This is a genomic window from Iodidimonas muriae, assembly GCF_014647255.1.
Lineage (GTDB): Bacteria > Pseudomonadota > Alphaproteobacteria > Sphingomonadales > Rhodothalassiaceae > Iodidimonas > Iodidimonas muriae.
The window spans coordinates 119,654-144,033 of sequence record NZ_BMOV01000004.1 but is presented as its reverse complement, the minus strand read 5'-3'; the positions used below and the strand labels follow the sequence as shown (position 1 = coordinate 144,033).

The 24,380-nt window shown below is 56.3% G+C and carries 27 protein-coding genes and 1 pseudogene; 10 read left to right on the top strand and 18 right to left on the bottom strand.

Going from position 1 to position 24,380, the window contains the following annotated elements; genetic code table 11:
- Positions 1-10: 10 nt before the first annotated feature.
- From IEX96_RS07410 to coxB, 11 genes are all read right to left on the bottom strand, one after another.
- Entirely contained in the window at positions 11-1,267 is a 1,257-nt protein-coding gene (locus IEX96_RS07410; RefSeq protein WP_150005285.1) for a cytochrome b, read from the bottom strand.
- A gap of 12 nt (positions 1,268-1,279) precedes the next feature.
- Positions 1,280-1,825 carry a ubiquinol-cytochrome c reductase iron-sulfur subunit gene (gene petA, locus IEX96_RS07405; protein WP_188873717.1) on the bottom strand — a complete coding sequence of 182 codons (546 nt, stop codon included), beginning with the start codon at positions 1,823-1,825 and terminating at the stop codon, positions 1,280-1,282.
- A gap of 313 nt (positions 1,826-2,138) precedes the next feature.
- A complete protein-coding gene (locus IEX96_RS07400) occupies positions 2,139-3,449 on the bottom strand; it encodes a M16 family metallopeptidase (RefSeq protein WP_229773602.1) in 1,311 nt (436 codons plus the stop codon).
- 62 nt (positions 3,450-3,511) lie between these two features.
- Entirely contained in the window at positions 3,512-4,246 is a 735-nt protein-coding gene (locus tag IEX96_RS07395) for an SURF1 family protein (RefSeq protein WP_150005286.1), read from the bottom strand.
- A complete protein-coding gene (locus tag IEX96_RS07390) occupies positions 4,230-4,550 on the bottom strand; it encodes a DUF983 domain-containing protein (protein ID WP_229773601.1) in 321 nt (106 codons plus the stop codon). Before IEX96_RS07390 ends, IEX96_RS07395 begins: the two co-directional genes overlap by 17 nt.
- Positions 4,551-4,678: 128 nt before the next feature.
- Positions 4,679-5,485 (bottom strand): cytochrome c oxidase subunit 3, encoded by an 807-nt coding sequence (locus IEX96_RS07385; RefSeq protein ID WP_150005287.1) that lies wholly within the window; start codon positions 5,483-5,485, stop codon positions 4,679-4,681.
- 52 nt (positions 5,486-5,537) lie between these two features.
- A complete protein-coding gene (locus tag IEX96_RS07380; protein WP_150005288.1) occupies positions 5,538-6,146 on the bottom strand; it encodes a cytochrome c oxidase assembly protein in 609 nt (202 codons plus the stop codon).
- Positions 6,146-6,268: a cytochrome c oxidase system small membrane protein gene (locus tag IEX96_RS14200; RefSeq protein WP_268238497.1), complete on the bottom strand. Its 123-nt coding sequence runs from the start codon at positions 6,266-6,268 to the stop codon at positions 6,146-6,148. The genes IEX96_RS07380 and IEX96_RS14200 overlap by 1 nt, the downstream gene beginning before the upstream one ends.
- Position 6,269: 1 nt before the next feature.
- Positions 6,270-7,202: a heme o synthase gene (locus IEX96_RS07375; RefSeq protein WP_150005289.1), complete on the bottom strand. Its 933-nt coding sequence runs from the start codon at positions 7,200-7,202 to the stop codon at positions 6,270-6,272.
- Positions 7,203-7,217: 15 nt separating this feature from the next.
- Positions 7,218-8,852, bottom strand: a complete 1,635-nt coding sequence (gene ctaD, locus IEX96_RS07370) for a cytochrome c oxidase subunit I (RefSeq protein WP_150005290.1) — start codon at positions 8,850-8,852, stop codon at positions 7,218-7,220.
- Between the two features lie 25 nt (positions 8,853-8,877).
- Positions 8,878-9,798 (bottom strand): cytochrome c oxidase subunit II, encoded by a 921-nt coding sequence (coxB, locus tag IEX96_RS07365; protein ID WP_188873715.1) that lies wholly within the window; start codon positions 9,796-9,798, stop codon positions 8,878-8,880.
- Positions 9,799-10,131: 333 nt separating this feature from the next.
- Between coxB and tldD the strand changes: the two genes are divergently transcribed.
- From tldD to IEX96_RS07340, 5 genes are all read left to right on the top strand, one after another.
- A complete protein-coding gene (gene tldD, locus IEX96_RS07360; RefSeq protein ID WP_150005291.1) occupies positions 10,132-11,553 on the top strand; it encodes a metalloprotease TldD in 1,422 nt (473 codons plus the stop codon).
- 29 nt (positions 11,554-11,582) lie between these two features.
- A complete protein-coding gene (locus tag IEX96_RS07355; RefSeq protein WP_150005292.1) occupies positions 11,583-12,119 on the top strand; it encodes a pyridoxamine 5'-phosphate oxidase family protein in 537 nt (178 codons plus the stop codon).
- Positions 12,120-12,330: 211 nt separating this feature from the next.
- The gene (locus tag IEX96_RS07350; protein WP_150005293.1) at positions 12,331-12,663 is read left to right on the top strand and encodes an ArsR/SmtB family transcription factor; all 333 of its coding nucleotides are present in this window, start codon (positions 12,331-12,333) and stop codon (positions 12,661-12,663) included.
- A 3-nt stretch (positions 12,664-12,666) separates the two neighbouring features.
- Positions 12,667-13,206 (top strand): SRPBCC family protein, encoded by a 540-nt coding sequence (locus IEX96_RS07345; protein WP_150005294.1) that lies wholly within the window; start codon positions 12,667-12,669, stop codon positions 13,204-13,206.
- 176 nt (positions 13,207-13,382) lie between these two features.
- Positions 13,383-13,754 carry a hypothetical protein gene (locus tag IEX96_RS07340; protein WP_150005295.1) on the top strand — a complete coding sequence of 124 codons (372 nt, stop codon included), beginning with the start codon at positions 13,383-13,385 and terminating at the stop codon, positions 13,752-13,754.
- A 63-nt stretch (positions 13,755-13,817) separates the two neighbouring features.
- On the opposite strand, the gene IEX96_RS07335 is transcribed toward IEX96_RS07340, so the two are convergent.
- The 4 genes and pseudogenes from IEX96_RS07335 to IEX96_RS14280 all read right to left on the bottom strand — a co-directional run.
- Positions 13,818-14,198 (bottom strand): response regulator, encoded by a 381-nt coding sequence (locus IEX96_RS07335; RefSeq protein WP_150005296.1) that lies wholly within the window; start codon positions 14,196-14,198, stop codon positions 13,818-13,820.
- Positions 14,176-14,757: a phosphoribosyltransferase gene (locus IEX96_RS07330; protein WP_150001589.1), complete on the bottom strand. Its 582-nt coding sequence runs from the start codon at positions 14,755-14,757 to the stop codon at positions 14,176-14,178. Before IEX96_RS07330 ends, IEX96_RS07335 begins: the two co-directional genes overlap by 23 nt.
- Positions 14,757-15,695 (bottom strand): hypothetical protein, encoded by a 939-nt coding sequence (locus IEX96_RS07325; RefSeq protein ID WP_229773600.1) that lies wholly within the window; start codon positions 15,693-15,695, stop codon positions 14,757-14,759. The genes IEX96_RS07330 and IEX96_RS07325 overlap by 1 nt, the downstream gene beginning before the upstream one ends.
- Positions 15,696-15,707: 12 nt before the next feature.
- Positions 15,708-15,806 (bottom strand): annotated as a pseudogene (locus tag IEX96_RS14280) (MJ0042-type zinc finger domain-containing protein); the annotation flags it as partial.
- Between the two features lie 289 nt (positions 15,807-16,095).
- Between IEX96_RS14280 and ftsE the strand changes: the two are divergent.
- From ftsE to IEX96_RS07305, 4 genes are read left to right on the top strand one after another with little or no spacing between them, the layout of a single operon-like run.
- Positions 16,096-16,788: a cell division ATP-binding protein FtsE gene (gene ftsE, locus IEX96_RS07320; RefSeq protein ID WP_150005401.1), complete on the top strand. Its 693-nt coding sequence runs from the start codon at positions 16,096-16,098 to the stop codon at positions 16,786-16,788.
- Entirely contained in the window at positions 16,785-17,663 is an 879-nt protein-coding gene (locus tag IEX96_RS07315) for a cell division protein FtsX (RefSeq protein WP_188873714.1), read from the top strand. Before ftsE ends, IEX96_RS07315 begins: the two co-directional genes overlap by 4 nt.
- Positions 17,663-18,244 carry a YdcF family protein gene (locus tag IEX96_RS07310; protein WP_150005299.1) on the top strand — a complete coding sequence of 194 codons (582 nt, stop codon included), beginning with the start codon at positions 17,663-17,665 and terminating at the stop codon, positions 18,242-18,244. Before IEX96_RS07315 ends, IEX96_RS07310 begins: the two co-directional genes overlap by 1 nt.
- Positions 18,245-18,262: 18 nt before the next feature.
- The gene (locus IEX96_RS07305; protein WP_188873713.1) at positions 18,263-19,309 is read left to right on the top strand and encodes a DUF2125 domain-containing protein; all 1,047 of its coding nucleotides are present in this window, start codon (positions 18,263-18,265) and stop codon (positions 19,307-19,309) included.
- 16 nt (positions 19,310-19,325) lie between these two features.
- Here IEX96_RS07305 and hisC read toward each other — a convergent pair whose 3' ends face one another.
- Positions 19,326-20,444, bottom strand: a complete 1,119-nt coding sequence (gene hisC, locus IEX96_RS07300; protein ID WP_188873712.1) for a histidinol-phosphate transaminase — start codon at positions 20,442-20,444, stop codon at positions 19,326-19,328.
- 159 nt (positions 20,445-20,603) lie between these two features.
- Here hisC and metX point away from each other — a divergent pair, with 159 nt between their 5' ends.
- Complete coding sequence (gene metX / locus IEX96_RS07295) at positions 20,604-21,749, top strand: homoserine O-acetyltransferase MetX (protein ID WP_150005301.1); 1,146 nt, start codon at positions 20,604-20,606, stop codon at positions 21,747-21,749.
- On the opposite strand, the gene IEX96_RS07290 is transcribed toward metX, so the two are convergent.
- On the bottom strand, positions 21,712-22,530 hold the full coding sequence (locus IEX96_RS07290) for a class I SAM-dependent methyltransferase (protein ID WP_150005302.1): 819 nt from the start codon (positions 22,528-22,530) through the stop codon (positions 21,712-21,714). The genes metX and IEX96_RS07290 overlap by 38 nt on opposite strands.
- Positions 22,531-22,636: 106 nt before the next feature.
- Entirely contained in the window at positions 22,637-24,343 is a 1,707-nt protein-coding gene (locus IEX96_RS07285) for a methyl-accepting chemotaxis protein (RefSeq protein ID WP_188873711.1), read from the bottom strand.
- Positions 24,344-24,380: the final 37 nt, after the last annotated feature.

The window sequence follows — 24,380 nt, the reverse complement described above, 5'->3', positions numbered from 1 at the left end:
CCGGTCCCTGTCATTCCGCCGGAGCGGTTGCAGGCCGCGCCGATGCTTTATTGCCAATGACCGCCGATGCAATCGATTCCGGCAAGGGCTTGGTTCTCTCCACTTTACCCAAAATCGGCAAGATCAAGAGGAAGTGCACGAAATAATACACCGTGGCCAAGCGCCCGATCAAAATCCATGATCCTTCCGGCGGATTGGCACCAACCACACCAAGCACGACACCATCCACAACCAACAGCCAGAAAAACAGCTTATAGGCAGGGCGGAAGATCGCAGAGCGGACCTTCGAGGTATCGAGCCAAGGCAGGAAGAACAACAATCCCACGGCGGCAAACATCAACAACACACCACCAAGCTTATCGGGAACGGCGCGCAAGATGGCGTAGAAGGGCAGGAAATACCATTCCGGCACGATATGCGGCGGCGTCACCAGCGGATCGGCAGGGATGTAATTGTCGGGATGTCCAAGGGAATTGGGCATATAGAAAACAAACAGCCCAAAAAAGATCAGGAACACACCCACACCCAGCGCATCCTTGGCGGTGTAGAAGGGATGGAACGGCACTTGGTCCTGCGGGCCTTTGACATCAATCCCCAGCGGATTGTTCGAGCCGGGCAGATGCAGCGCCCAAATATGCAGGATCACCACGCCGGTAATCACGAAGGGCAACAGATAATGCAGGGAGAAGAACCGCTTCAATGTGGGTTCATCCACCGAGAAGCCGCCCCACAACAGGGTCACAATGCTTTCACCGATCCCCGGAATAGCCGAGAACAGATTGGTGATCACCGTGGCACCCCAGAAGCTCATCTGGCCCCAAGGCAGCACATAGCCCATGAAGGCGGTGGCCATCATCAAAAGCAGAATCACAACGCCCAGCATCCACAAAATCTCACGCGGGGCTTTATATGAACCGTAATAAAGACCGCGGAAAATATGGATATACACAACGATGAAGAACATCGATGCGCCATTGGCGTGGATATAGCGGATCAACCAGCCATAATTCACATCACGCATGATGCGTTCGACCGAATCAAAAGCCGCCAATGTGGAAGGGGTATAGTGCATGGCCAGCACAATGCCGGTCACGATCTGAATCACCAGACACAGGCCGGCAAGGCTGCCAAAATTCCAAAAATAATTCAGGTTGCGCGGGGCCGGATATCCGGCGCCCAGCGTTCCGTGAACCAGAGACAAGATCGGCAAGCGCTCATTAAACCAGCGCACTGCCTTGTTCTTGGGCGTGTAACTTCCCGTTGCCATGATGTGCGCTCCTTAGCCGACCAGAATGCGGTCATCGCTGATGAACTGATAATCCGGAACCTCAAGATTGAGGGGAGCCGGGCCCTTGCGAATGCGACCTGCGGTATCATAGTGCGATCCGTGACAAGGGCAGAACCAGCCCCCGAAATCACCGGCTTCACCCAATGGTACACAGCCAAGATGGGTGCACACACCCACCATCACCAGCCATTGTTCATGGCCCGGCTTGGTGCGTTCTTCATCTGTTTGCGGATCGCGCAGATCGGAAAGATCGACGGCTTTCGACTCTTCGATTTCCATATCGGTGCGATTGCGGATAAAAACCGGCTTCCCGCGCCACATCACTTTGATCGACTGGCCCCGCTCCACCGCTGCGATATCCACCTCGATGGAGGCAAGCGCCAATGTATCTTTGGAAGGATTCATCTGATCAATGAACGGCCATGCGGCATAAGCCGCACCCACCGCTCCCATCGCTGTTGTAGCGATATACAGGAAATCCCGGCGCGTGGTGCCGTCTTCGCTAACCTGTTCAACCGTGCTCGGGTTGCTGCTCATCTTCCCGTCCCAGAGCTTGAAGGGCGGATCGCCCATTTCACAAAATAAAACCATGCCTGATCTACAGGCCCGGCAGCCAAACTTCTATGCGACACGCGGTCACGTTCAAGGCAAGAAATGACTGTCGACCCCTCTCAACATGCTGTGGCGTGGTTTAGCTGGGCGCACACGACTTTGCAACGGTTAAACCCGATCAAGGCGCGGACATCCCCGTTTCACTGCCACAATAACCCGCAATCTCGAAAACAAATCTCCCCTTACAAAGGGGTCTTCATTGCCCGGACGCGGATTTTATCGTCTGGCATAGATACGCTCACCCAGCCTGAAACAGCGCCTGAAGCCGGTCATAATCCGGCAAGCGGTCTGATATGCCCACTGTCGCAACACTCAACCCGCCATCGCTCAGCAAGCGTTCACAGACGCGCACAAGCGCCGCACCATCCACGGCATCCACAGCATTCACCATTTCATCGATGCTGATCAAGCGTCCGAAAATCAAAAGCTGCCGGGCCATATGCTCGATACGCGATGACGTGCTTTCCAAAGACATCAAAAGGCCGGCCTTCAACTGTGCACGGGCGCGGGCAATTTCATCGACAGGGGCCTGATTGGTCATGGTCAGCATTTCCCCGGCAATCACCTGCACCAGATCTCCGGCCATATCCGGCGATGTGCCTGCATAAACCCCGAACAGGCCCGTATCCGCATGGGAATTGGTGAAGCTGTAAACGGAATAGGCAAGCCCGCGTTCTTCCCGCACTTCCTGGAACAGGCGCGACGACATCCCTCCCCCCAACATGGTGGAAAATACCTGGGAGGCATAATAATCGGGATCAGAAAACGACACCGAGGGAAAGCCCAAGGTCATATGAAGCTGTTCGGTTTTACGGTTATTGCGTTTCTCGCCACCACCATATCGCGCCGGTTCATAAGCACGCGGCATGCCCGTGGGCAAGGAGGATAACGACTCCGAAACAAGCCTTACAACATCTTCATGTGTGATATTTCCCGCCGCGGCAACAATCGTATTGTCACAGCGATAATGCCCTTTCAAAAAGGCGAAAACATCATCTCTTTTGAAATTCGCAACCCGTTCCGCCGTTCCCAGAATGGACCGCCCCAGCGGCTGATCGGGATAGGCCACCTCTTGCAGATCATCGAACACGATATCGTCGGGCGTATCTTCCGCCTGGCCAATTTCCTGGATGATCACTTCGCGTTCCCGATCCAGCTCTTTCGAATCGAGCACAGAATTCTGGAAGATATCCGCCAGAATATCCATGGCCAGCGGCACATCTTCCTTCAAGACCTTGGCATAGAAGGTCGTATGATCCCGTGAGGTATAAGCGTTTAAATGCCCCCCCACATTTTCAATTTCTTCTGCAATGGCCCGAGGGCTACGGCGCAAAGTCCCTTTAAACAGCATGTGTTCCAAAAGATGGGACATGCCGTTTTCTTCCAATGTTTCATAGCGCGCACCGGCATCCACCCACAGGCCAAGGGACACCGACGCCACATGAGGCATATAGTCCGTTACAATGCGGATACCATTGTCCAATTTGGTCAATTGTGCACCATCCGCCAGCGGAGATTGGGTGTCTATGATGCCGTTATATCGATGCAATTCCTGTATCCTTGAAGGGTTTTGAAAAGTCTAATGGACGAAACGGTCTGCCGTCCAGCGGCTCAGCGTTTTACGCCGGTCTTCGCCCCGGTTTCAGAGGGTGGCCGCCGCCATCCGAAAACCAGATAAATAGCCAATAAAGCAAGCGCCAAGCCATACCATGTGATCACATAACTCAAATGGTTATTGGAGATCGTGTAATTCGTCACGCCGCCGCGCGGCCAGCCACCCTTTGCCGTTTCAACGGACTCGACAAATATGGGGGCCACATGCTGAAGCCCCGCATGGTCTGCCATGGCAGGCAGGTCACGCCAGTACCAAAGATTGGCCTGCGGATCATTTTCCGGAACAAAAAGGCCAGGATACGGCGGCAAACGCACAATGCCCGTAACGCTGACAACCCCGCTTTCCTGCCCATCGGGACGGCTGTCAGGATCGCGACCATCCGGCGGCACCTCGCCGCGCACCACAAGCACCGGTGGGCCGCTATCAAGGCGGATCAATGGTGTGATAATATGATATCCCCGCCCCGCATGGACGGCCATTTCGGCAGCATGGTTGAACCGCCCCGTCACCGTCACCGGGCGGTAGCGCCAGCTTTTCAGATCGTCCAATTCCGCAGGCAGAGGCACAGGGGCCGCAGCCGCCCGTTGAGCGATATCCGCAAGCAGGTCGGTCTTCCATGCCAAGCGCTGTATTTGCCATGTGCCCAAGCCCACCAACAGCACAAGGCCAAAGATGGTGAAAATCGTTGGCCACAGGCCGGGGCGAAATCCGCGATCAGGGTTCACCGTCATCGCCCTGCGCCCCAGATTCAACAGATCCTTCGACGGCGCTATGGCGATATTGGAGGGCAATCAATGTCGCCTTGAAGGGCCGCAGCAAACCGATGGACAGCCCTAGGATACAAGGCCCCCACAACACCACATGCACCCAGTAAGGGGGTTTGAATGTGGTCTCAACAAACAGCGCGGCAAAAGTGACAATGAAACCGACGATCAAAATAATGAACACGGCTGGCCCATCACCGCTGTCCACCTTTTCATAATCAAGGCCGCACTGATTGCACGCCGTATCGACGGTCAGAAACCCTTTGTACAATGCGCCGGTGCCACATCGCGGGCAGCGCGATCGCGCCCCCGCAAGAAAGGGAGAAACCGGCGGAAAGGATCCACCGGCTTCATCAGCGTGTTTTCCGAACCCAGATTCGGATGAAGGCATGTTCTTACTCAATGGGTTATGGACCCCGCGCCCCAAATATAAATGCTGGCGAACAAGAACAACCACACCACATCCACGAAATGCCAATACCAGGCAGCCGCTTCAAAGCCGAAATGATGATCGGCAGTGAAATGCCCGCGATAGGCCCGGATCAAGCAAATGGTCAGGAAGATTGTTCCAACAAGCACATGGAAGCCATGAAAGCCCGTGGCCATGAAGAAGGTCGAGCCATAAATCCCCGACGACATGCCAAAGGCTGCCGACGAATATTCATAGACCTGTAAGCAGGTGAAGAATGCCCCCAGAAGAACCGTGGCCCACAGCCCTTGTTTCAGGCCATCGCGATCATTGTGCAACAAGGCATGATGCGCCCATGTGACTGTGGTGCCCGAAAGCAGCAGAATCAATGTGTTCACATATGGGATATGCCAAGGATCGAAGGTGACAATCCCTTCCGGCGGCCATGTGCTGCCAATAGCTTCCGTGGGGAACAGGGCGGCATTGAAATAGGCCCAGAACCACGCCACAAAAAACATCACTTCCGAGACAATGAACAGGATCATCCCATAGCGCAAACCGATCTGCACCACGGGCGTATGATCGCCGGCAAGAGCCTCACGGATCACATCACCCCACCATTCATACATGGTGTAAAGGACGCCCATAGCGCCCAGCGCAAAGATATAAACGCCATAAGACCAGTCATGGAACAGGCCCACAGCGCCAAGGGCCAGAACAAACACCGACATGGAGCCGATGAGGGGCCAGGGGCTGGGGTCTACCAGATGATAATCGTGCTTAACGTCGCCCGCCATGATTTCACTCTCTCTTCTCTGCCAAGCCGCCTTGTCCCGGCGGCCCTCTTTGTTATTCGCCTGAAATATCACCCAGCCCCATATCGGATGTCTTTAATCCAGCATGGATTTCATTGCCCTTCCCCTCGGCAATGCCTTGGAAAAAGAAGGTATATGACAAGGTGATTTCCGTCACATCATCAAGTTTTTTATCGTCCGCAATATCGGGGTCGATAAAATAGGTCACCGGCATTTGCACCGTTTCCCCGGGTTGAAGCGTTTGTTCGGTAAAGCAAAAGCAAGCGATTTTCGAAAAATACAAGCCCGCTTTATAAGGAGTCACATTAAAAGCCGCGCTGCCCGTGATCGGCTCATCGGACAGATTGGTGGCCTCAAAAAAAGCCAGGGCCGTATCTCCGACCTTCACAGTCTGTGTGTTTTGGACCGGATGGAATTTCCAAGGCAAATCCCCATCCACGCTGCCATCGAACCGCACACTCATGACCCGGTCGAGGATCACATGATCTCCGGCGTCCGCCCGTTGGGTGGTGCCGCCATAACCGGTAACCTGACAAAAAATCTCGTAAAGCGGAACGGCAAACGCGGCCAAAGAGCCAGACGCCGTCAGCGCCAAAAGGGCAATGGATACCGCCTGGAGATTTTTCTTTGCCATGGGGGTCATCAAGACAACCCTTGCAGTTTTACAATGGTGACAGCGAAAAACACGACCACAAAGCCCGCCAAGGCAAGGGCAAGGCCGATATTACGCTGTCGGCGGCGCTTTTCAAAATCCGGATCGGCCATCTCAAACAGCTCCCATCACATGTTCAGCGCCCAAAGTGGCAAAGATCAAAAACAGATAGAGGATCGAAAAGGTGAACAAGCGCCGGTCCGCCCCGCCTATCCCCTGCCAAAGCCGGAAAGCACGATACACAAACACCGCTCCCAGCACCGAAGAAATAACGCCATAAGCCACGCCGCCGAACCCAAGCACCCAGGGCAACAAACCGGAAACCGCCAGCAGCACGCTATAAAGCAAGATCTGGCGACGGGTTTCCGGCTCCCCCGATGTGGTGGGAAGGATAGGCACGCCCGCGCGGGAATAATCCATCTTCACAAACAGCGCCAAAGCCCAGAAATGCGGCGGCGTCCATAAAAAAATAATGGCAAACAGCACCAGCGATTCAATGGTCACGGAACCGGTTACGGCTGCATAGCCGATCATCGGCGGAAAGGCTCCTGCCGCTCCGCCAATCACAATATTCTGAGGCGTCCGCCGCTTCAGCCAAATGGTATAGATCACCGCATAGAATACAATGGTCAGCGCCAGCAACGTGGCCGCAGCCAGATTAAGCGCCAGGGCCATGAAGGTGACAGACCCCACCGACAGCACCAACCCGAACCCCAAGGCATCATTGGCGGTGAGTTTTCCTGACGGCACCGGACGTTTTGCCGTCCGGGCCATCACCGCATCGATGTCTGCATCGAACCACATATTGAGCGCGCCTGCAGCCCCGGCCCCGACAGCGATGCACAGCACCGCTGCGAAGGCCAGAACCGGATGCAGACTGCCCGGTGCCACCAACATGCCGACAAAGCCGGTGAACACCACCAAAGACATCACCCGCGGCTTTAAAAGCAACGCATAGTCCCGCACATCACCCTGCCCATAAGGGAGAGAGACATTGGCACCGGATGCCGATTGCGTGGCAATCTGTGGATCGATGGGTTTGGTCATTTTTAATGTGCAGCCTTATTTGATCTGCGGCAGCTCATTGAACTGATGGAACGGCGGCGGTGACGACAAGGTCCATTCCAGCGTCGTTGCCCCTTCGCCCCACGGATTTTGCACAGCTTTGCGGCCTGCAAGAAGCGTATAGGCCACAACCCCGAAGAACCAGAGCAAACCAAGGCCGGTGATATAGGTGCCGTAGCTGGAAACCTCGTGCCACAGGGAATAGCCATCGGCATAGTCCACATAGCGGCGCGGCATGCCTTGCAGGCCCAAGAAATGCTGCGGGAAGAAGATCAGGTTCACGCCGACAAAGGTGAGCCAGAAATGCACCTTGCCTGCCCATTCGGGATAGTCCCGCCCGCTCATCTTGCCAATCCAATAGTAGAAGGCGGCAAAAATGGCGAACACGGCCCCCAGCGACAGCACATAATGGAAATGGGCCACCACATAATAGGTGTCATGCAAAGCCGTATCAACGCCGGCGTTGGCCAGAACAACACCGGTCACACCGCCAACCGTGAACAAAAAGATGAAGCCAATGGCCCACAACATAGGGGTTCTGAATTCCATAGAACCGCCCCACATGGTGGCGATCCAGCTAAAGATCTTCACGCCCGTCGGCACAGCGATCACCATGGTCGCCGCCACGAAATAGGCTTTGGTATCCACATTCAGGCCCACAGTGAACATGTGATGCGCCCACACAATGAAGCCGATGAAGCCAATGGCCACCATGGCATAGGCCATGCCCAGATAACCGAACACCGGCTTTTGACAGAATGTGGAAACAATGTGGCTGATAATACCGAAGGCCGGCAGGATCAGGATGTACACTTCAGGGTGACCGAAATACCAGAACAGATGCTGGTACAGAATCGGATCCCCACCACCGGACGGCTCGAAAAAGGCGGTGCCGAAATTACGGTCCGTCAGCAGCATGGTCAGGGCCCCGGCCAGAACCGGCAAAGCCAGAAGCAGCAAGAAAGCCGTCACAAGAACCGACCAGGCAAACAGCGGCATTTTATGGATGGTCATGCCCGGTGCGCGCATATTCAAGATCGTGGTGATGAAGTTGATAGCACCCAGAATCGAGGAGATCCCGGCGATATGCAGCGACAGAATAGCCAGATCCACAGCAGGTCCGGGATGGCCGGTGGTGCCGCTCAAAGGTGGGTAGAGAGTCCAGCCACCGCCAACGCCCGCGGCACCCGGAGGGCCTTCCATGAACAAGGACAGGATCAACAGCATCAGCGACGGCGGCAACAGCCAGAAACTGATATTGTTCATGCGCGGAAAGGCCATGTCCGGCGCACCGATCATGATCGGGATGAAAAAGTTCCCGAACCCGCCGATGAGCGCGGGCATCACCATGAAGAAGATCATGATCAGGCCGTGGCCGGTAATCAGCGAATTATAAAGTTGATAGGCGGCATTCAAATCGCCACCGGTAAGAAAGGGCAAAAACTGCACGCCCGGTTCTTGCAATTCAATGCGAATGGCAAGCGACATCAAAAAGCCGACAAGCCCGGCAAATCCGGCGAACCACAGATACAGGATCCCGATATCTTTATGGTTTGTGGATAGCAGATAACGCTTCAGGCCCGTTGGGTGCCCGTGATCGTGCGTATCATGTGTATGAGCGGTGGTGACCATTGTCCCGTCCTCGATCGTATCTAACTCAATGAACCTGACGGCCGGCTGATGCCAGACGCGTGGAGCCGGGCGCTTCGGCATATTCTGCACGCGCCTTTTCAACCCATAGCTTGAAATCTTCTTCGCTCACCACTTCAACCACGATGGGCATATAAGCATGGCGAATACCGCAAATTTCCGAGCATTGCCCGTAATAAGTCCCGATTTCGTCGGCCTGGAACCATGTTTCGTTCAACCGGCCCGGCACGGCATCGATTTTCACCCCGAAGGAGGGAATCGCCCAGCTGTGCAGCACGTCGGATGCGGTCACCAGCATTTTGACCACTTTACCCACCGGCACAACGATCCGGGTATCCGTATCCAGAAGACGGAAAGTTTGCGGCGGCTCGTCGCGCACCAAAAACTCGGCAAGGCGCATCTCGGCATCTTGGCGTTCGCCCTGCGCATCGCTGGACATATCCGTATAATATTTCTCATCCAGCATCAGCGCATCAAAGGCCATATTATCATAATCGGGATATTCGTAGCTCCAATACCACTGATGACCGGTGGCTTTTACAACCAGATCCGCTTCGGGAATTTCATCTTGCAAATAGAGCAATTTGAAGCTGGGGATCGCGATCAGCACCAGAATCAGGATCGGCACCACGGTCCACACCACCTCCACAAGGGTATTGTGCGATGTTTTGGACGGCTTTGGATTGGATTTCCGATTATACCGAATCATCACCCATACCAGCAAAATCGCCACCATCACGGTGATGACCGTGATGATCCACAGCAAAAGATTATGAAAGCTGGTGAGCTGCTCCATGATCGGCGTTGCGGCTGGTTGGAACCCAAAATGGCCATCCTCGCCTTTACGCACGACCTGGGCCACCGCAGACACGGCGCCTGAGGTGCTGGCAAAAAGCGCCGCACCGATTATGCCGAGAAGCTTTTTCATCACGTTTTCCCGCCTCACAGTTTTATGACCAGGCCACCTGAAAGGAACGCCCGGCAATGGCCGATTGTATATCGACCCTTTTCCTATACCCGACATCATGCCCCATAAAGAATGAGACAAATTGCCCAGCCCTTGTTTTTGGTCCTTATTTCTGGCCACAACCGGGACCATATCCCCAAGAACGGAGGACGCACAGGGACCATTTGCGCGGACATATAGCAGGAGATTGCTCCAAGGCAAACATTGTGCAAACCTCGACATCGCATCTCGGTGCTTCAAAGCGCGCCCCAAAGGCACCCGCTTTGAAGAGGCCCCGTCAAAAACAGGATCGTTATGAGCCTTTCCCCAGACTTCTTTTTCCAGCATTCCGGCATGGATGCCGACACTGTAACACGTCTTTTAGACAACAGCCTTCACGGCCTTGATGATGGCGAATTATTTTTGGAATACAGCCAATCCGAAGCCCTGCTTTTGGATGACGGACGGCTGAAATCCGCGTCATTCGATACCAATCAGGGCTTTGGTCTGCGTGGTGTCAGCGGGGAAGCCACCGGCTATGCCCATGCTTCTGAACTGTCCGCAGCCGCCATTGCCCGCGCCGCAGAAACGGTAAAAGCCGTCCGCAGCGGAGCCTCGGGCACATTGTCGCACCCACCCATCGGCACCAATCGTCAACTCTATAGCCCTGCCAATCCGCTCGATACGCAGGATTTCGCCCAAAAGGTGGCGCTGCTGCGCTCCATTGATGCCTATGCCCGACAAAAAGACAATAAAGTGGTGCAAGTCTCTGTCTCTTTGGCGGGAAGCTGGCAGGTGGTAGAGATTATGCGCCCCGGCGGGCAACGGGCCCGCGATATTCGTCCGCTTGTGCGACTCAATGTGTCCTTGGTGCTGGCCAGTGGCGAACGCCGCGAAAGCGCCAGCTATGGCGGCGGCGGGCGGCATGGCTATGATGATTTCTTCAAAGAAGCCACATGGAAGCGCTATGTGGATGAAGCCTATCGTCAAGGGGAAGTGGCACTGGAAAGCGTGAACGCGCCTGCGGGAACCATGCCGGTGGTGCTTGGCCCCGGCTGGCCCGGCATTTTGCTGCATGAAGCCATCGGCCACGGGCTGGAAGGCGATTTCAACCGCAAGAAAACCTCGGCCTTTTCAGGGCTTTTGGGTGAAAGAGTGGGATCGAAAGGCGTAACCATTGTGGATGATGGCACCCTTGATCAACGGCGCGGATCGCTGACCATCGATGATGAAGGCACCCCGACGAGCCGCACCGTTCTGATCGAAGACGGAATCTTGAAAGGCTATATGCAAGACCGCACCAATGCGCGTCTGATGGGCATGGCTGCCACCGGCAATGGACGGCGCGAATCACATGCCCACCAGCCCATGCCACGCATGACCAACACCTATATGCTGTCTGGCGAGCATGATCCGGGCGCTATTCTCGAAAGCGTACAGGACGGGCTTTATGCGGTGAATTTCGGCGGCGGTCAGGTGGATATCACCTCGGGAAAATTCGTGTTCTCCTGCACCGAAGCCTACCGTATCCGCAGTGGTAAAATCGCCGAGCCGGTGAAAGGCGCAACGCTGATCGGCAATGGCCCCGATGTTCTGACGCGGGTGAAAATGATCGGCAATGATCTGGCTTTGGACCCCGGCGTGGGCACATGCGGAAAAGGCGGACAATCGGTGCCTGCCGGTGTCGGACAGCCAACGCTTTTGGTGGATGCCCTGACTGTGGGCGGCACCGCCTGACAGGCAGCACACACGCATAAAGGACCGATATGGCGGATTTTTACGAGGCATTGACCGATAAATTGATCCGCTTTATCGGCGCACAAGCGGTGTTTTTCACCGCTTCTGCCTGTGCGCAGGGACGTATCAATCTCTCACCAAAGGGCATGGACTGTTTCCGGGTTCTCGGCCCCACACGCTGTGCCTATCTGGATCTTACGGGAAGTGGCAATGAAACGGCGGCCCATCTGAAACAAGATGGCCGCCTGACCATCATGTTCACCAGTTTTGCCCGCACTCCCCTTATCCTGCGGCTTTATGGGCAGGGGTCGGTGATCCGCCCCCATCATCCTGAATGGACGGATTTGGCACCGCACTTTCCCGATGAACCGGGCAGCCGCCAGATCATCGTAATCGATATTGACAGCATACAAACCAGTTGCGGCTACGGGGTACCGGAAATGACCTTCCAGCGCGAACGCCCCACCTTGCGCAAATGGGCTGAGAAAAAAGGCCCTGATGGCATCACATCCTATCAGAAGGAAAAGAACCAACGCTCCATCGACGGGTTCGACACGGGGCTTTGACCGTCACACCTCCCCTTATATCAATGCGCATTGACTGAAAGCGGCAATGAGCGCCTCAAACGTGGGCGCTCGCCTGACTTTCCTCGCATAAGCTCGTGCGCGCGGCCGTGCGTTCCGAAACCCGATGTAACACGCTCATCGGACTTCGGTATTACACAGCCATTCAACAATATGGTTGACAATCAGTGCGGCTGCGACAATACTTAACTACATGGTTGATAATTCTGTTGATCTGGATGCCGTCTTCAAGGCGCTGGGCGACCCGACCCGGCGGGCGATGCTGGCGTCACTGAAAGCCGGTCCGGCGACCGTTGGCAATCTGGCGGCTCCGCACGCCATGACACTTGCGGGCGCGTCGAAACATATTCAGGTGCTGGAGCAGGCGGGCCTGATCCGCTGCGCACGCAAAGGCAGAGAGCGGCTATGCGCGCTCGAACCGGACCCGCTGCGTGCTGCCGAACGCTGGCTCAATCATTATGCCGCTTTCTGGTCGGATCGGCTCGACGCGCTTGAAATGGCCCTCGGCAAGACTGAAAAGGATTAGACAATGAACGACAGCGCGACGTTCCTTAACCCGACGGTCCTCGAGATCGTCCGCACGCTGCCCGGGCCGATTCAGCGGGTCTGGGATCATCTGGTGATTGGCGAATTGCGGCAGAAATGGTTTGCCGGCGGCACAATGGATCCGCACCCCGGCGGACGCCTCGTCTTTGAATTCGATCATCGCCGTATCTCGCAATCGCCGCCGCCCGAAAAATACAAGGACCATTGCGGCGCGATGACATCACAGGCCGAGATCGTGGACTATGATCCACCTCATCGCCTGATCTTCACCTGGCCCGAGCCCGACAGCGCTCCCCATTCCCGCGTCACCATCACATTGAGCGAAAAAGGCTCAAAAGTGCTGCTCCATCTGCGCCATGAGCGGCTGGAAATTCCGCAAGCCCGCCCCGGCATCGCCGCTGGCTGGCACGCCCATCTCGACCTGCTTTCGGACCTGCTCGAAGGTCGGCAGCCCCGCGATTTCTGGCCACATCACACAGCGCAGGAAGACGCTTACAGGGAGCAGATCGAACAGGGACGGTGAGTGCTGGATCGCACAGGGAGCTTTTCACTGGGGGCTTTTTTGAGAAGGGCGTTTCTGGCGATGCATAAAATTTGAGACGAATTACAAAAAGACTTAAGAAAAGATTTACCGACGCATGTTAGTGTTTTCTGTCAGATTCGGGACAGCCGAGTCGTTTTAGGGTTTTGGAGAGCAATATGGCCATCATCGGTGATAGCGGCCTGTCGGGTTTAATTCCCGGCAATTCTCAGGCAAACCAGCCCAATGCCCCGCAAGCACGGGAAACCTCCGGCAGTGGCGGCACCACAGCTCGGGGCGGGTCCAGTGATCGGGACGAAGGCGTAATCGTCGATTTGTCGGCCACAGCCCGTGCCGTGGCTGAAGCCCCCGCTGATGCGGTTAGCAGTGCGGCCAATGATTCCGGTGTCGGTGATCGGGACATTCAGCAAGAGCTTCAGGCAGACCGCGCCGAACGCCGCAGTGAAAATGACGATATCCGGCAAGAAGCCGCAGTTGAACGCCGTGATGCCGCGTCAGAACGCCGTGAGCGCGTGGACTTCCAAGTTTAAAGCCGCAGAATCCGCTAACCTATAAGCTGAAAAAGCGTTCTTGAAATCCGGCTCCTGATCTATTCAAGGGGCCGTATTTTTTGGCGGATTGGTGAGAGCATGGCGCACGGCCTTTAGCAGTTGTTCCAGCGTAAATGGCTTGGACAACACATCGGTGATTAAAAAATCCAGATTGTGGGCGCGCTGTTTTTCCATGGCATAGCCGGTCATCAGCAAAACGGGCATATGGGGGCGGTCAGCGGATAATTTCAATGCCAGCGCAATGCCATCCATCACCGGCATCACGATATCTGCAAGCAAAAGATCAAATGCCCCCGCCTGCAGCTTTTCCAAGGCCGCCCCGCCATCGGCGACATCGACCACATCATAGCCGTGACTTTCCAGACCACGGCGCACGAATTCCCTTACCGATGCTTCGTCTTCAGCCAGAAGAATTTTCGCCATCGCCGCCGGTCTCCTGCTCTACATATCCAATATAGGGCAATTCACGGAAACGATAAGCATAATCCATACCATAGCCAATCACGAACAGATCGGGGCATTCAAACCCGGCGAAATCCGGCGCGATCACCGGCTCTCGCGCAGCGGATTTATCCAGCAAAACCCCTGTCATCACACGGGCAGCGCCTTTTTCGGCAAAATATCCTTTGGCGAAAGACAAGGTGCGGCCGGTTTCCAAAATATCGTCGATCAGCAGCACATCGCGCCCGGCAATGGCACCCCGTGCATCGGCTTCCAGCACCACATTGCCGGAACTTTTCGTGCCTTCGCCATAGCTGGACAAGGCAATGAAGTCGATTTCCACGGCCACACCGCGCCGCGACAGGGCCCGCACCAGATCAGCGGCAAACAGCACCGCCCCGTTCATAATCACTTCCACCAACAAGGGGCCGTCGGCAGCTTCAGCTATGGCATCTGCCATAACCTCGATTCGTGCGCCGATCTCCTCAGCGGAGTAGAGCGTCTTAATGGCATTTGGGCCAATTTCATCAGGATGTTGCATCAGCTCTCGCTCCGATTTTTCCATTCATGCACGATACCGGTGGTCTGGGCCGGCGCGTTTTCGATACGCACGGAAAACCGAACCGTTTCCCGCGCAGTCAATACAGGCATATCCAAGGCAACGCCAGCCCGTTTCAAACTGTTTCCCGCAGCATCTACAAGGACCAGTTCCAAGGGCGACAAGGGATAATCTTCCCCGGTGCTATTGGCAATGGCACCACCCACCACCAAAGTCCATCCATCGCCCTGGGCTTCCCATATGGGATCTGTGTCGATGCGGACGGACAGGGCTTCATCCACGGGCAGCAACATGGCCGGGTTCATGGTTTCCAAGGCTTCGGCGCTGCCATCGGCCACGGAGATGGATGGGGAACCCCCCATGCCCACCATGTCATAAAATTTGGTAATCGGGGGCCACGCGCGGGACAGTGGCTTTTGCAAGGTGATAAAACCGGCCATCAGGGCAAGGATGAACAGGGCCCAAGCAGCATAGCCCCAAGCCACCCAGGAACTGCGGGTTTCCCGCACCACCGGCACTCCGGCACTGCCATAAACATGGGTGCCTTCCCGCAGTCGGCGCATGGTTTGCGCCACATCCTCTTCAAGGCTGAGCTCGTCGGATGATGGATGCAGATCCTCCCCTGCCGTCGGCTCCATGGTGCGCCATGAGGCTTCCGGTTCTGCCTCGTCTTCATGGTCTGCGCCCCAATCTTCGTCGTCCACTTCTTCTTGGGCGCGTTTCACCCCTTGGGCGATCTGGGACAAAATATCTGCAGAAGTTTCTTCGGATGGTGCCTCATCTAAGGCATCTGTCTTTGGTGATTCTTCCCCCTCAGAAGAAGGGCGCTCAACCGGCTCCGGCCGCGTGGACGCTGAGGGAGCATCAAGAGAAAACGCTTGCTTGCCCCCAGCCACATCGTCCGATTCCGTTTCAGGCATGGCATGCCATTCATGGCCGCATGATCCGCAGCGCACCCGCCTTCCCCGCGGCCCCACGGCCTGAGCGGGAATTCGAAACCGTATCGCGCAATGTGGACAGGTAAGAATCATAATCAGCGTATCGAGCCACTTCCACTTCAGGCGACCATCCAAGGCCCCCTTGCGTGCTTTATACCGATCTTGAGCTATATGGGTATCCGTCCGTCTGCGCAAGTTGCCAGCGAAAATCCGCATCATATCTCTATATGATTGCACCTCCCATGTTTGCGGATGCTGGACGGACAGGGAGAGGCTATGCCATGTTGTCAGAATGTACAAACCAACCGGTTTGAATGGGTTTTGAGTTTTCTGGGTCGGCAAAATCTTGAACAGTCGCAGCGTAAAATTCGAAAATGTCGGCATGCGTTACGGCATGGGTGCAGAGGTTTTGCAAGACATATCCTTTACGCTGGACCCCGGCTCCTTCCATTTCCTCACAGGCCCGTCGGGCGCGGGGAAAACCTCGCTTTTAAAGCTGCTTTATCTGGCCCATCGGCCATCCCGCGGTCTGGTGACCATGTTCGGGGATGATGTCACCTCGGCCCCCCGATCCGCCCTGCCGCGCCTGCGCCGCCGCATCGGTGTGGTGTTTCAGGAATATCGCCTGCTCGATCATATGAGCGCCATTGATAATGTGGCCATGCCCTTGCGCATCGCCGGTGGGGCCGATGAAGCAAAAATCCGCGAACATGTGGAAGAATTGCTGATCTGGGTGGGATTGAAAGACCGGATGCACGCCCGCCCCCCCACATTATCGGGCGGGGAAAAACAACGGGTGGCCATTGCCCGCGCTGTGATCGCCAAGCCTGATCTTTTGCTGGCCGATGAACCCACTGGCAATGTGGACCCCGATATGGCCCGCCGCCTGATGCATTTGTTTGTGGAACTGAACAAATTGGGCACCACCACCGTTGTCGCCACCCATGATCTGGAATTGGTGGAAGAAATGGGCGGTGCGGTGATGCAGTTATCGGCAGGGGGGCTGACCCATTCCCCCGCAGGCGAGGGACAGATTCGCAATCCCCACCGCCCCCATAAAGGCCTCACCCCATGAGATTGCGCCGTATCCGCTTTTTACCGGCACGAGCGATTGCAGGCGGTGCGCTGCCTTGGGTCATCGGCACCATGGTCTTTTTATGCGCATTGGCCACCGGCTTTGCTTTCGCCATGAACAATGCGGTGGGCCAATGGGCCGATCAATTATCACAGCAAGTCTCGGTGCAGATTGTCACTGTGGATGAACAAGCGCGCGAGGAACAGGCCAGCGCCGCGATCCAGCTTTTGAACGATCTTCCCGGCATTTCTTTGGCCAGCCGTGTCAGCACCGAAGACAGCGTCAAACTACTTGAACCCTGGCTGGGGGCGGGAAATGTGACCGCAGATCTGCCGATCCCCATCCTGATCGATGTGGCCATAGCCCCCGACCATCATATCGATCTGGATGCCCTGACGGCTCAGGTCCGCACTGTCGCCCCCAATGCCACATTGGACGACCATGAGCGTTGGCTGGACCGCCTGAACATGCTGACCAAAACATTGCAATCCGTCGCCCTTTTGGTGGTGGTGCTGATCTTGGGGGCCACGGCTGCCATTGCCGCATTCGGCACCCGCGCCGGGCTTGCCAGCCACCGCGCCAGCATCGAGATCATGCATCTGATGGGGGCGACCGATGATCTGATCGCCGGAGAGTTTCGCTATCGCTTCATGCTCCAAGGGCTGAAAGGGGGCAGCTTTGGATTGCTGGCCGGATTGTTCATCCTGATTTTACTGAGGCATTTTGCCTCCCGATTGGGAAGCGGTCTGGTCCCGACGCTGGATATTTCGCTGGCGGGCTGGCTGTCTTTGATCGCCCTCCCCGGCTTTGCGGCTTTTTTGACCTTATTGGCTGCCCATCTTACCGTGCGCCGCGAACTGGCAAGGATGCCTTGATGCGCGTTCGCTCCTTGCATGTTCGGGCAAAAGCGCATCCCGTAAAGCGGCTTCTCGCTCTTTTCGTCCTCGCCTTGGGCCTGTGGTTTCTTGGATTCATATGGTTCTTCCTGACCATGCCGCAAGAACGGCCTTTTCCAACAGACCGCTCTTTTGGTGGTATCGTGGTGTTCACCGGCAGCGCCGGACGTATTCAGGCCGGTGTGTCTGCTCTGGAAGCCGGATTGGGGGATCGGCTGCTGGTATCGGGCGTCAATGCAACCCTTGCTCCTTCCGTGATCCGGTCTGCCATTGAAGGCGATCAGGGGCTTGTAACCTGCTGCATCGATCTGGGAAAAGCCGCCCAAAATACCGAAGGCAATGCCAAGGAAGCCATCCAATGGGCGCAGCAACATGGCTATGACGAGATCATGATTGTCACCGCCGATTGGCATATGCGCCGCAGCCTTGTGGAATTGGGCCGCCACACCCATTCTCTGACCATCCATGCGGCACCGGTAAAAGGCCATGTGTCAGTGTCACGGTTGGCCCTTGAATATAGCAAATATCTGGCGGCCTGTTTGCGTGCCGGACTGGAATGATCCGATGGAGAAATTTTTGTGAAATATCGCCTGCTGATCGGTTCCGTGATCCTTTTGGCCCTGGGCTATGGCGCTTTTTGGCATAGTGCCGCCAATCGGGCAGAAACACTGGTCAAAGATGGGCTGGACGCGCTGAACGCCGGCCCGACCAAAGCCCGTGCCCAACGGATCGACAGCCAAGGCTTTCCTTACCGCTTACAGATTCGCATTGATCAACCGTTTCTGAGCAATCAAACAACCGAACCGCAATGGTCCGCTGGCGCCCAACGGCTGATGCTGTTCACCCATCCCTGGACCCCCGATCATATGGTGGCCGAAGGCACAGCGGTGGCCCTTGGCCTTGGGGCACTTACCCTGTCTGCCCCTGCCCCGAAAGCCAGCGTGGTCCGTGGGGGCGGGTTTGCCCGCATCGATGTGGATTTCGGCCCCGTGCACTTGAATGTCCCCAACAGCAAAAACCAGCCGATGACCGCGGACCGAATGCAGCTCCATCTGCGCTTGGCCGATCATAAGGCCGATAGCGAAGCATCAAACGCCGCAACCCAGCCCCCTTCATCCGACGCATTGTTACAAGAAGAACGTGCCGATATTGCCATATCCCTGACCAATCTGGCGCTTGGCCCCTTTGCCGACCAAGCGCCGGACCCGGTGATTTCGCGCCTTGAACTGCATGGGGAATTGCACGGACGCTTGCCAACACCGGTAACCGCCCGAAGCCTTGCGCAATGGCGCGATCAAGGCGGCACCATCGAAATATCGGATCTGGCCCTGATTTGGGGCACGGTGCGCATCACCGGCGAGGGCAGCCTGACATTGGATGAACAGCTGCGCCCCTTGGGGGCTTTAAGCCTTACCATTGAAAAACCGGGCCTGTTGATCGCCTATCTTGCGGCCCATGGCTGGATCGACCGTGAAAGCGCCCCTTATCTGCGTGAAGGGATGGAGCAGATTGCCACCATGGGGGATGGACGCGCTATGCGCCTGCCCATCACCATGCAGGATGGCCGTATCTTTGCAGGGCCTTTTCCGGTGGCGGATATAGGGCCAATCGCCGGGGGCCGTTAAGCCCCCGCGATCCTGTTCAGGCCTGGTCTTCAACCGGATAGGATTGGCGATCCATAAAGGCGCGCAGCAATTCGATCACCGCGTGATTTTCCTGTTCAGTGCCGATGGTCAGGCGCAGGCAATCGGCCAAGCCCTGCCCCGGCAACCAGCGCAAGAGATAGCCGCGCTCCGTAAGATATTGATTGGCCTCTTCCGCTGTGAATCCCTGTTCCTGGGGAAAGCGGATCAACACGAAATTGGTTTGGCTAGGCACCACATCCAGCCCCAAAGCGGCGAGTTGCGCCGTCAGCCATTTGCGCCATTCAATGGTAAAGACGCGGGCTTTTTCCGCATGATCCGGATCACGGACAGCGGCAATAGCGGCTTGTTGGGCGGGCAGATTGGCGTTGAACGGCATACGAATACGGTTCATGGGGTCCAGCAATGCCGGTTGGCCATAGCCCCAGCCGATACGCAATGCAGCCAAACCATAGAGCTTGGAAAAAGTCCGCGTCATCAGCACATTGCCATGAGCTGCCACAAGATCGGCACCATCGGTGTAATCTTGCGCGTCCACACATTCCGCATAGGCCGCATCATAAACCAGAACGCATGTCTGGGGCAGGCCCGCAATCAAGCGCTCCACTTCGCTTTTCGGAATATAGGCCCCGGTGGGATTGTTGGGATTGTCCAGATAAACCAGGCGGGTCTTATCGGTCACTGCGGCCAAAATCCCGTCCACATCCGCCGCCCAGTCTTTATTGGCAACAGCAACCGGCGTTGCGCCAAGCGATTGGGCCACAATGGGATACATCATGAACCCGTAGCGGGAATGGATGATTTCATCGCCGGGCTTCACATAAGCCTGCGCTACCAGATGCAGGATTTCATCGGAACCGGCCCCGCAGATGATCTGTTTGGGATCAAGCCCATGTGCGTCCCCGATGGCGGTTCGCAGATCATAGGAATCGGGATCGGGATATAAATGCAACGACAAAGCCGAAGCCACCATGGCTTCCGCAGCTTTTGGGCTGGCCCCCACAGCGGATTCATTGGAGGATAATTTCACCACCTTGCTGACGCCCGCAGCCTTGGCACGACCCGCCACATAAGGGGCAAGCGATTCGATCCACGGATTTGGTTTTGGCGTCCCCATGATGGTTCCCCTATATTTTGATTCTGACCCTTGCTTTTTAGTCGGCCCTTTGATGAAAAGCAAAAGAATGCCGCATGATCCCTGATCCCATGACATTCTTTCCATTCATTGCAGCCAAATGATTTCCATTGATCGAAAAATGCTCTAGCAAGAACCTGTATGACCGAATTTTATCCACCATCTCCGCCACCGGGCCATGTGGTCCTGCTGGGCCAAGTGTCTCCCTTACCGCTGGACTGCGGTTCGTCTTTGGGGCCGTATCCCCTTGCCTATTCCAGCTATGGCACCCTGAATGCGGACCGGTCCAATGTGGTTTTGATCACCCATGCCCTGACCGGCGATCAGGTTGTCGCCGGATCGCATCCTGTCACCAAGCGGCCGGGCTGGTGGGAACGCATGGTGGGACCGGGCCGTATCATTGATACAGATGCCTATTTCGTGCTCTGTGTGAATGTGCTGGGCGGCTGCATGGGAAGTGCAGGGCCAAGCGCCATAAACCCTGCCACAAACACCGTCTGGGGGGCGGATTTCCCGTTTCTCACCATCGCCGATATGGTCCGTGCGCAAGCCGAATTGCTGGATCATCTGGGCATCGACACTTTGTTCATGGCGGTGGGCGGCTCTATGGGCGGGATGCAGGTATTGCAATGGGTCCGCGATTATCCCCAACGGGTTTTTGCAGGCGCAGCCCTTGCCACAGCGGCGCGACACAGCCCACAACAAATCGGCCTTCACAGCATTGGCCGCCGCGCCATTCTATCGGACCCCGACTGGCAAGAGGGACGCTATCACGGCACAGGAAGATCCCCCACAAAAGGGCTGGAGGTCGCGCGGATGTTGGCCCATCTAAGCTACCGCGCACCGGGCGAACTGGACAGGCGCTTTGGGCGGGGACTGCAAGACCGCACGCAACCCGCTTACGGGCTTGAACCGGACTATCAGGTGGAAAGCTATCTGGCCTATCATGGCCGGCGTTTTGTGGAGCGTTTCGATCCCGCCAGCTATGTGGTGATTACCAAAGCGATGGATTATTTCGATCTGGCGCCCGATGGCGATCTGGCATCCCGGTTCAAAGGAACACGCACCCGCATGTTTCTTGGCTCTTATGAAACCGATTGGCTTTACCCCCCGGAGCAAACAAACGAACTGGCGGATGCCTTTCGCACAGCCGGCCTGCCGGTGTTTGACCGCTGTTATGAAGCCACCTTCGGCCATGACAGCTTTTTACTGGATATCCCCGCTTTCGATGCGGATTTTGCGCAGTTCATCAAGGCTTGCGCACAAGAGCGCGGTCTGCCGGTTTAAGAGTTGATTGTCCATCGGTGCGCGAGGCCATCGGGGGCACCAGATGCGGCCGTGACGCACGGCTTTTGAAAGGTTCCCGTGTTGCAGTGGATGAGGGAACAGCACGGTAAATCTGTTTTTCCGCCTCTACCATCAGCACCCCCGCCAGACCTTGCATCAGCACCCCGCCGGGGCGTTCCATAAGGGCCAGTCCGCGGCCACGGGAAAAGGGGAGGATGGGCGGCAAAAACAACGCCCGCTGAAGGGCGCAGACCGGCAGCAAATGATTGGCCAAAGTCGCTTCCAGCTGTTGGCTGCTATAGGGTTGTCCGGACCCATAAGGGGTTTGTTCGAAGCCCGACCATAAACCCCTCCGGCGCGGCACAATGGCGATCATCCGCCCACCGGGGGATAAAATCCGCCACACCTCGCGCAGCAGATCGCGCAACGGATCGGCAACTTCCAGAGCATGCACCAAAATCACCCGGTCAAAGGCCCCATCGGGCAAAGGCAGGTCTTGTTCATCCACCAAGGCGGTGGCATTGCGCCGTGGGCCGGGCCAATGCACCACGCCCTGAGCCGCCGGCATCAAGGCCACAAGACTGGCCGGACCGCTTTGGCCTTGCGCCACGGACTGTTGCAACAGGCGGTCCAGAAAGGGCGGTGTATAACCAATGCCTGCCACATGCTGCCCGCTCAAATCCGGCCATAATCCTATAATTTTTTGCGAGAGAATGTCCGCCGTCGCGCGCCCCAGCGGCCGGTCATAGAAGTTTCGCAATGCGATAACATCAGGTCGCATATGGCACGCCTCTCCCAACAGCCCCGCATCCGCCCAGTATAGCCCAGACTACCCATAATAGATGCGTCCATCATAGGCCCGGTCAAGGCACCGCTTCCAACGTCGCTCAGACGGTTTTCACATTGCTCAGGAACTGGCGGATTTCCTCGTCAAGACTATGGCTCAAACGCGTCACTTGCTCTACCGATGCGCCGATACAGCCCACCGATTCGCGCATGGTTTTGGCTTCCAGACCGATATGGGTCAATCGCGTGCTGACTTTGGTGGCATCATCCGCAGCGGAACGGACATTGCCGAAAATCCCCTCCATCAAATTGGATTGGCGATCAATTTCCGCCACCGTTTCCTTGGACAGATTATCGACACGGGCAATGATTTCACCAATCTGGCGCACCGCATCCGAGGCTTTTTGGCTGGATTCTTGAAGGCTTTGAATCCGTGCACCAATATCGCCCGTGGCCTTTGCCGTTTGTTGCGCCAGCCCCTTCACTTCATGGGCCACAACGGCAAATCCCCGGCCCGCGTCCCCCGCACGCGCGGCTTCAATGGTGGCGTTCAACGCCAAAAGATTCGTCTTTTCAGCGATTTCATTGATCAATCCGGTGATGGTATTGATCTCGCCCGCCACCGCCACAAAGGCATTCACCGATTGCACCGCAAGCTGCACCCGCTCTGATGCACCGTTCACTTCTTCATCGGCGCGGGATTGGCGTTGCGCAATGGTTTCAATGGCACGGGACAGATCCGACGCCGCATCGGAGGCCGCCCCCACAGCATTGGCGGCCCGTTCCGACAAAGCACCGGTATCCACCATACCGTCTCCCACTTTGCCCGTGGCCTCATCAATCTCTGCTGCGGTTTCGCGTAGTGTGTTCATGGCATCTGCCACCAAGCCAAGAGCCTTGGCAACATGGGAATCAAACTCCCCGATCAACGCCTGCAAATCCTGCTCACGCTTTAATTGCGCTTGCGCCCTGTCCTGATCTTCCTGACGTTTTTGCTCTGCCGCTTTTTCCCTCTGGGCCAGTGCTTCCTGTTCCAACCGGATACGGTCTTCGGCCCGCTGTCGGTTTTCTTCTTCCAATCTGGCGCGCTCTGCTGTCGATTCTTTGAAATGGTCAAGGCTGCGAGCGAAATTTCCAAGTTCATCGGGGCGGTTCATATCCGGCACATCCACGGAAAAATCGCCTTTGCCCAAATGCTCCACCGCCTCTTCCAGCCGGGTAATCGGCCCGGCAATGGCAAAGGCCGTCCAGATCCCGTAAGCAGCCCCAATGGCTCCGGAAATCCATGTCAGGGCCACCAGAGCAATAACGATACGGCTATTGAGATCATCCACCGGCTTATCAAGCTGATGGGAATAATCGAAAAACGCATTGGCATAAGGGGCCAGGCGATCTTGCAAACGGGCGGACCATCCCGCGCCAGCTTCATGCCCCGACAAGATCGCCATCATGCGGTCGGCAGAAGCCACCGTTGCATCACAGGCTTTTACAATCTCTGGCGATCCAGCAAGATTCAAAAACAGGCTGCTGATGCCGCCTTGCATGCGGTCAAGACACGCGGCACCGCTTTCCTTTACCTGCACAACCGCCGTGCGCACATCTTCTATAGATGTTTTGGCGTCACCCGCCTCCAAGCGTTCCATCGCTTGTGTCACGCTATGGGCGCTTTCCAAATGCTCGAATGTCAGACGGTGCAAAATACCGCCATCCTTGAGAATCTGGACCGCCATAAACACGAGAAAAGAATAAAAAAGAATGGCAGCGGCAATGACGAACAATCGGCCACGTACTGTAAAGACAAACTTCATTTCAATCCCCATCCTTGGGGCGGGAACTGCGTGAACG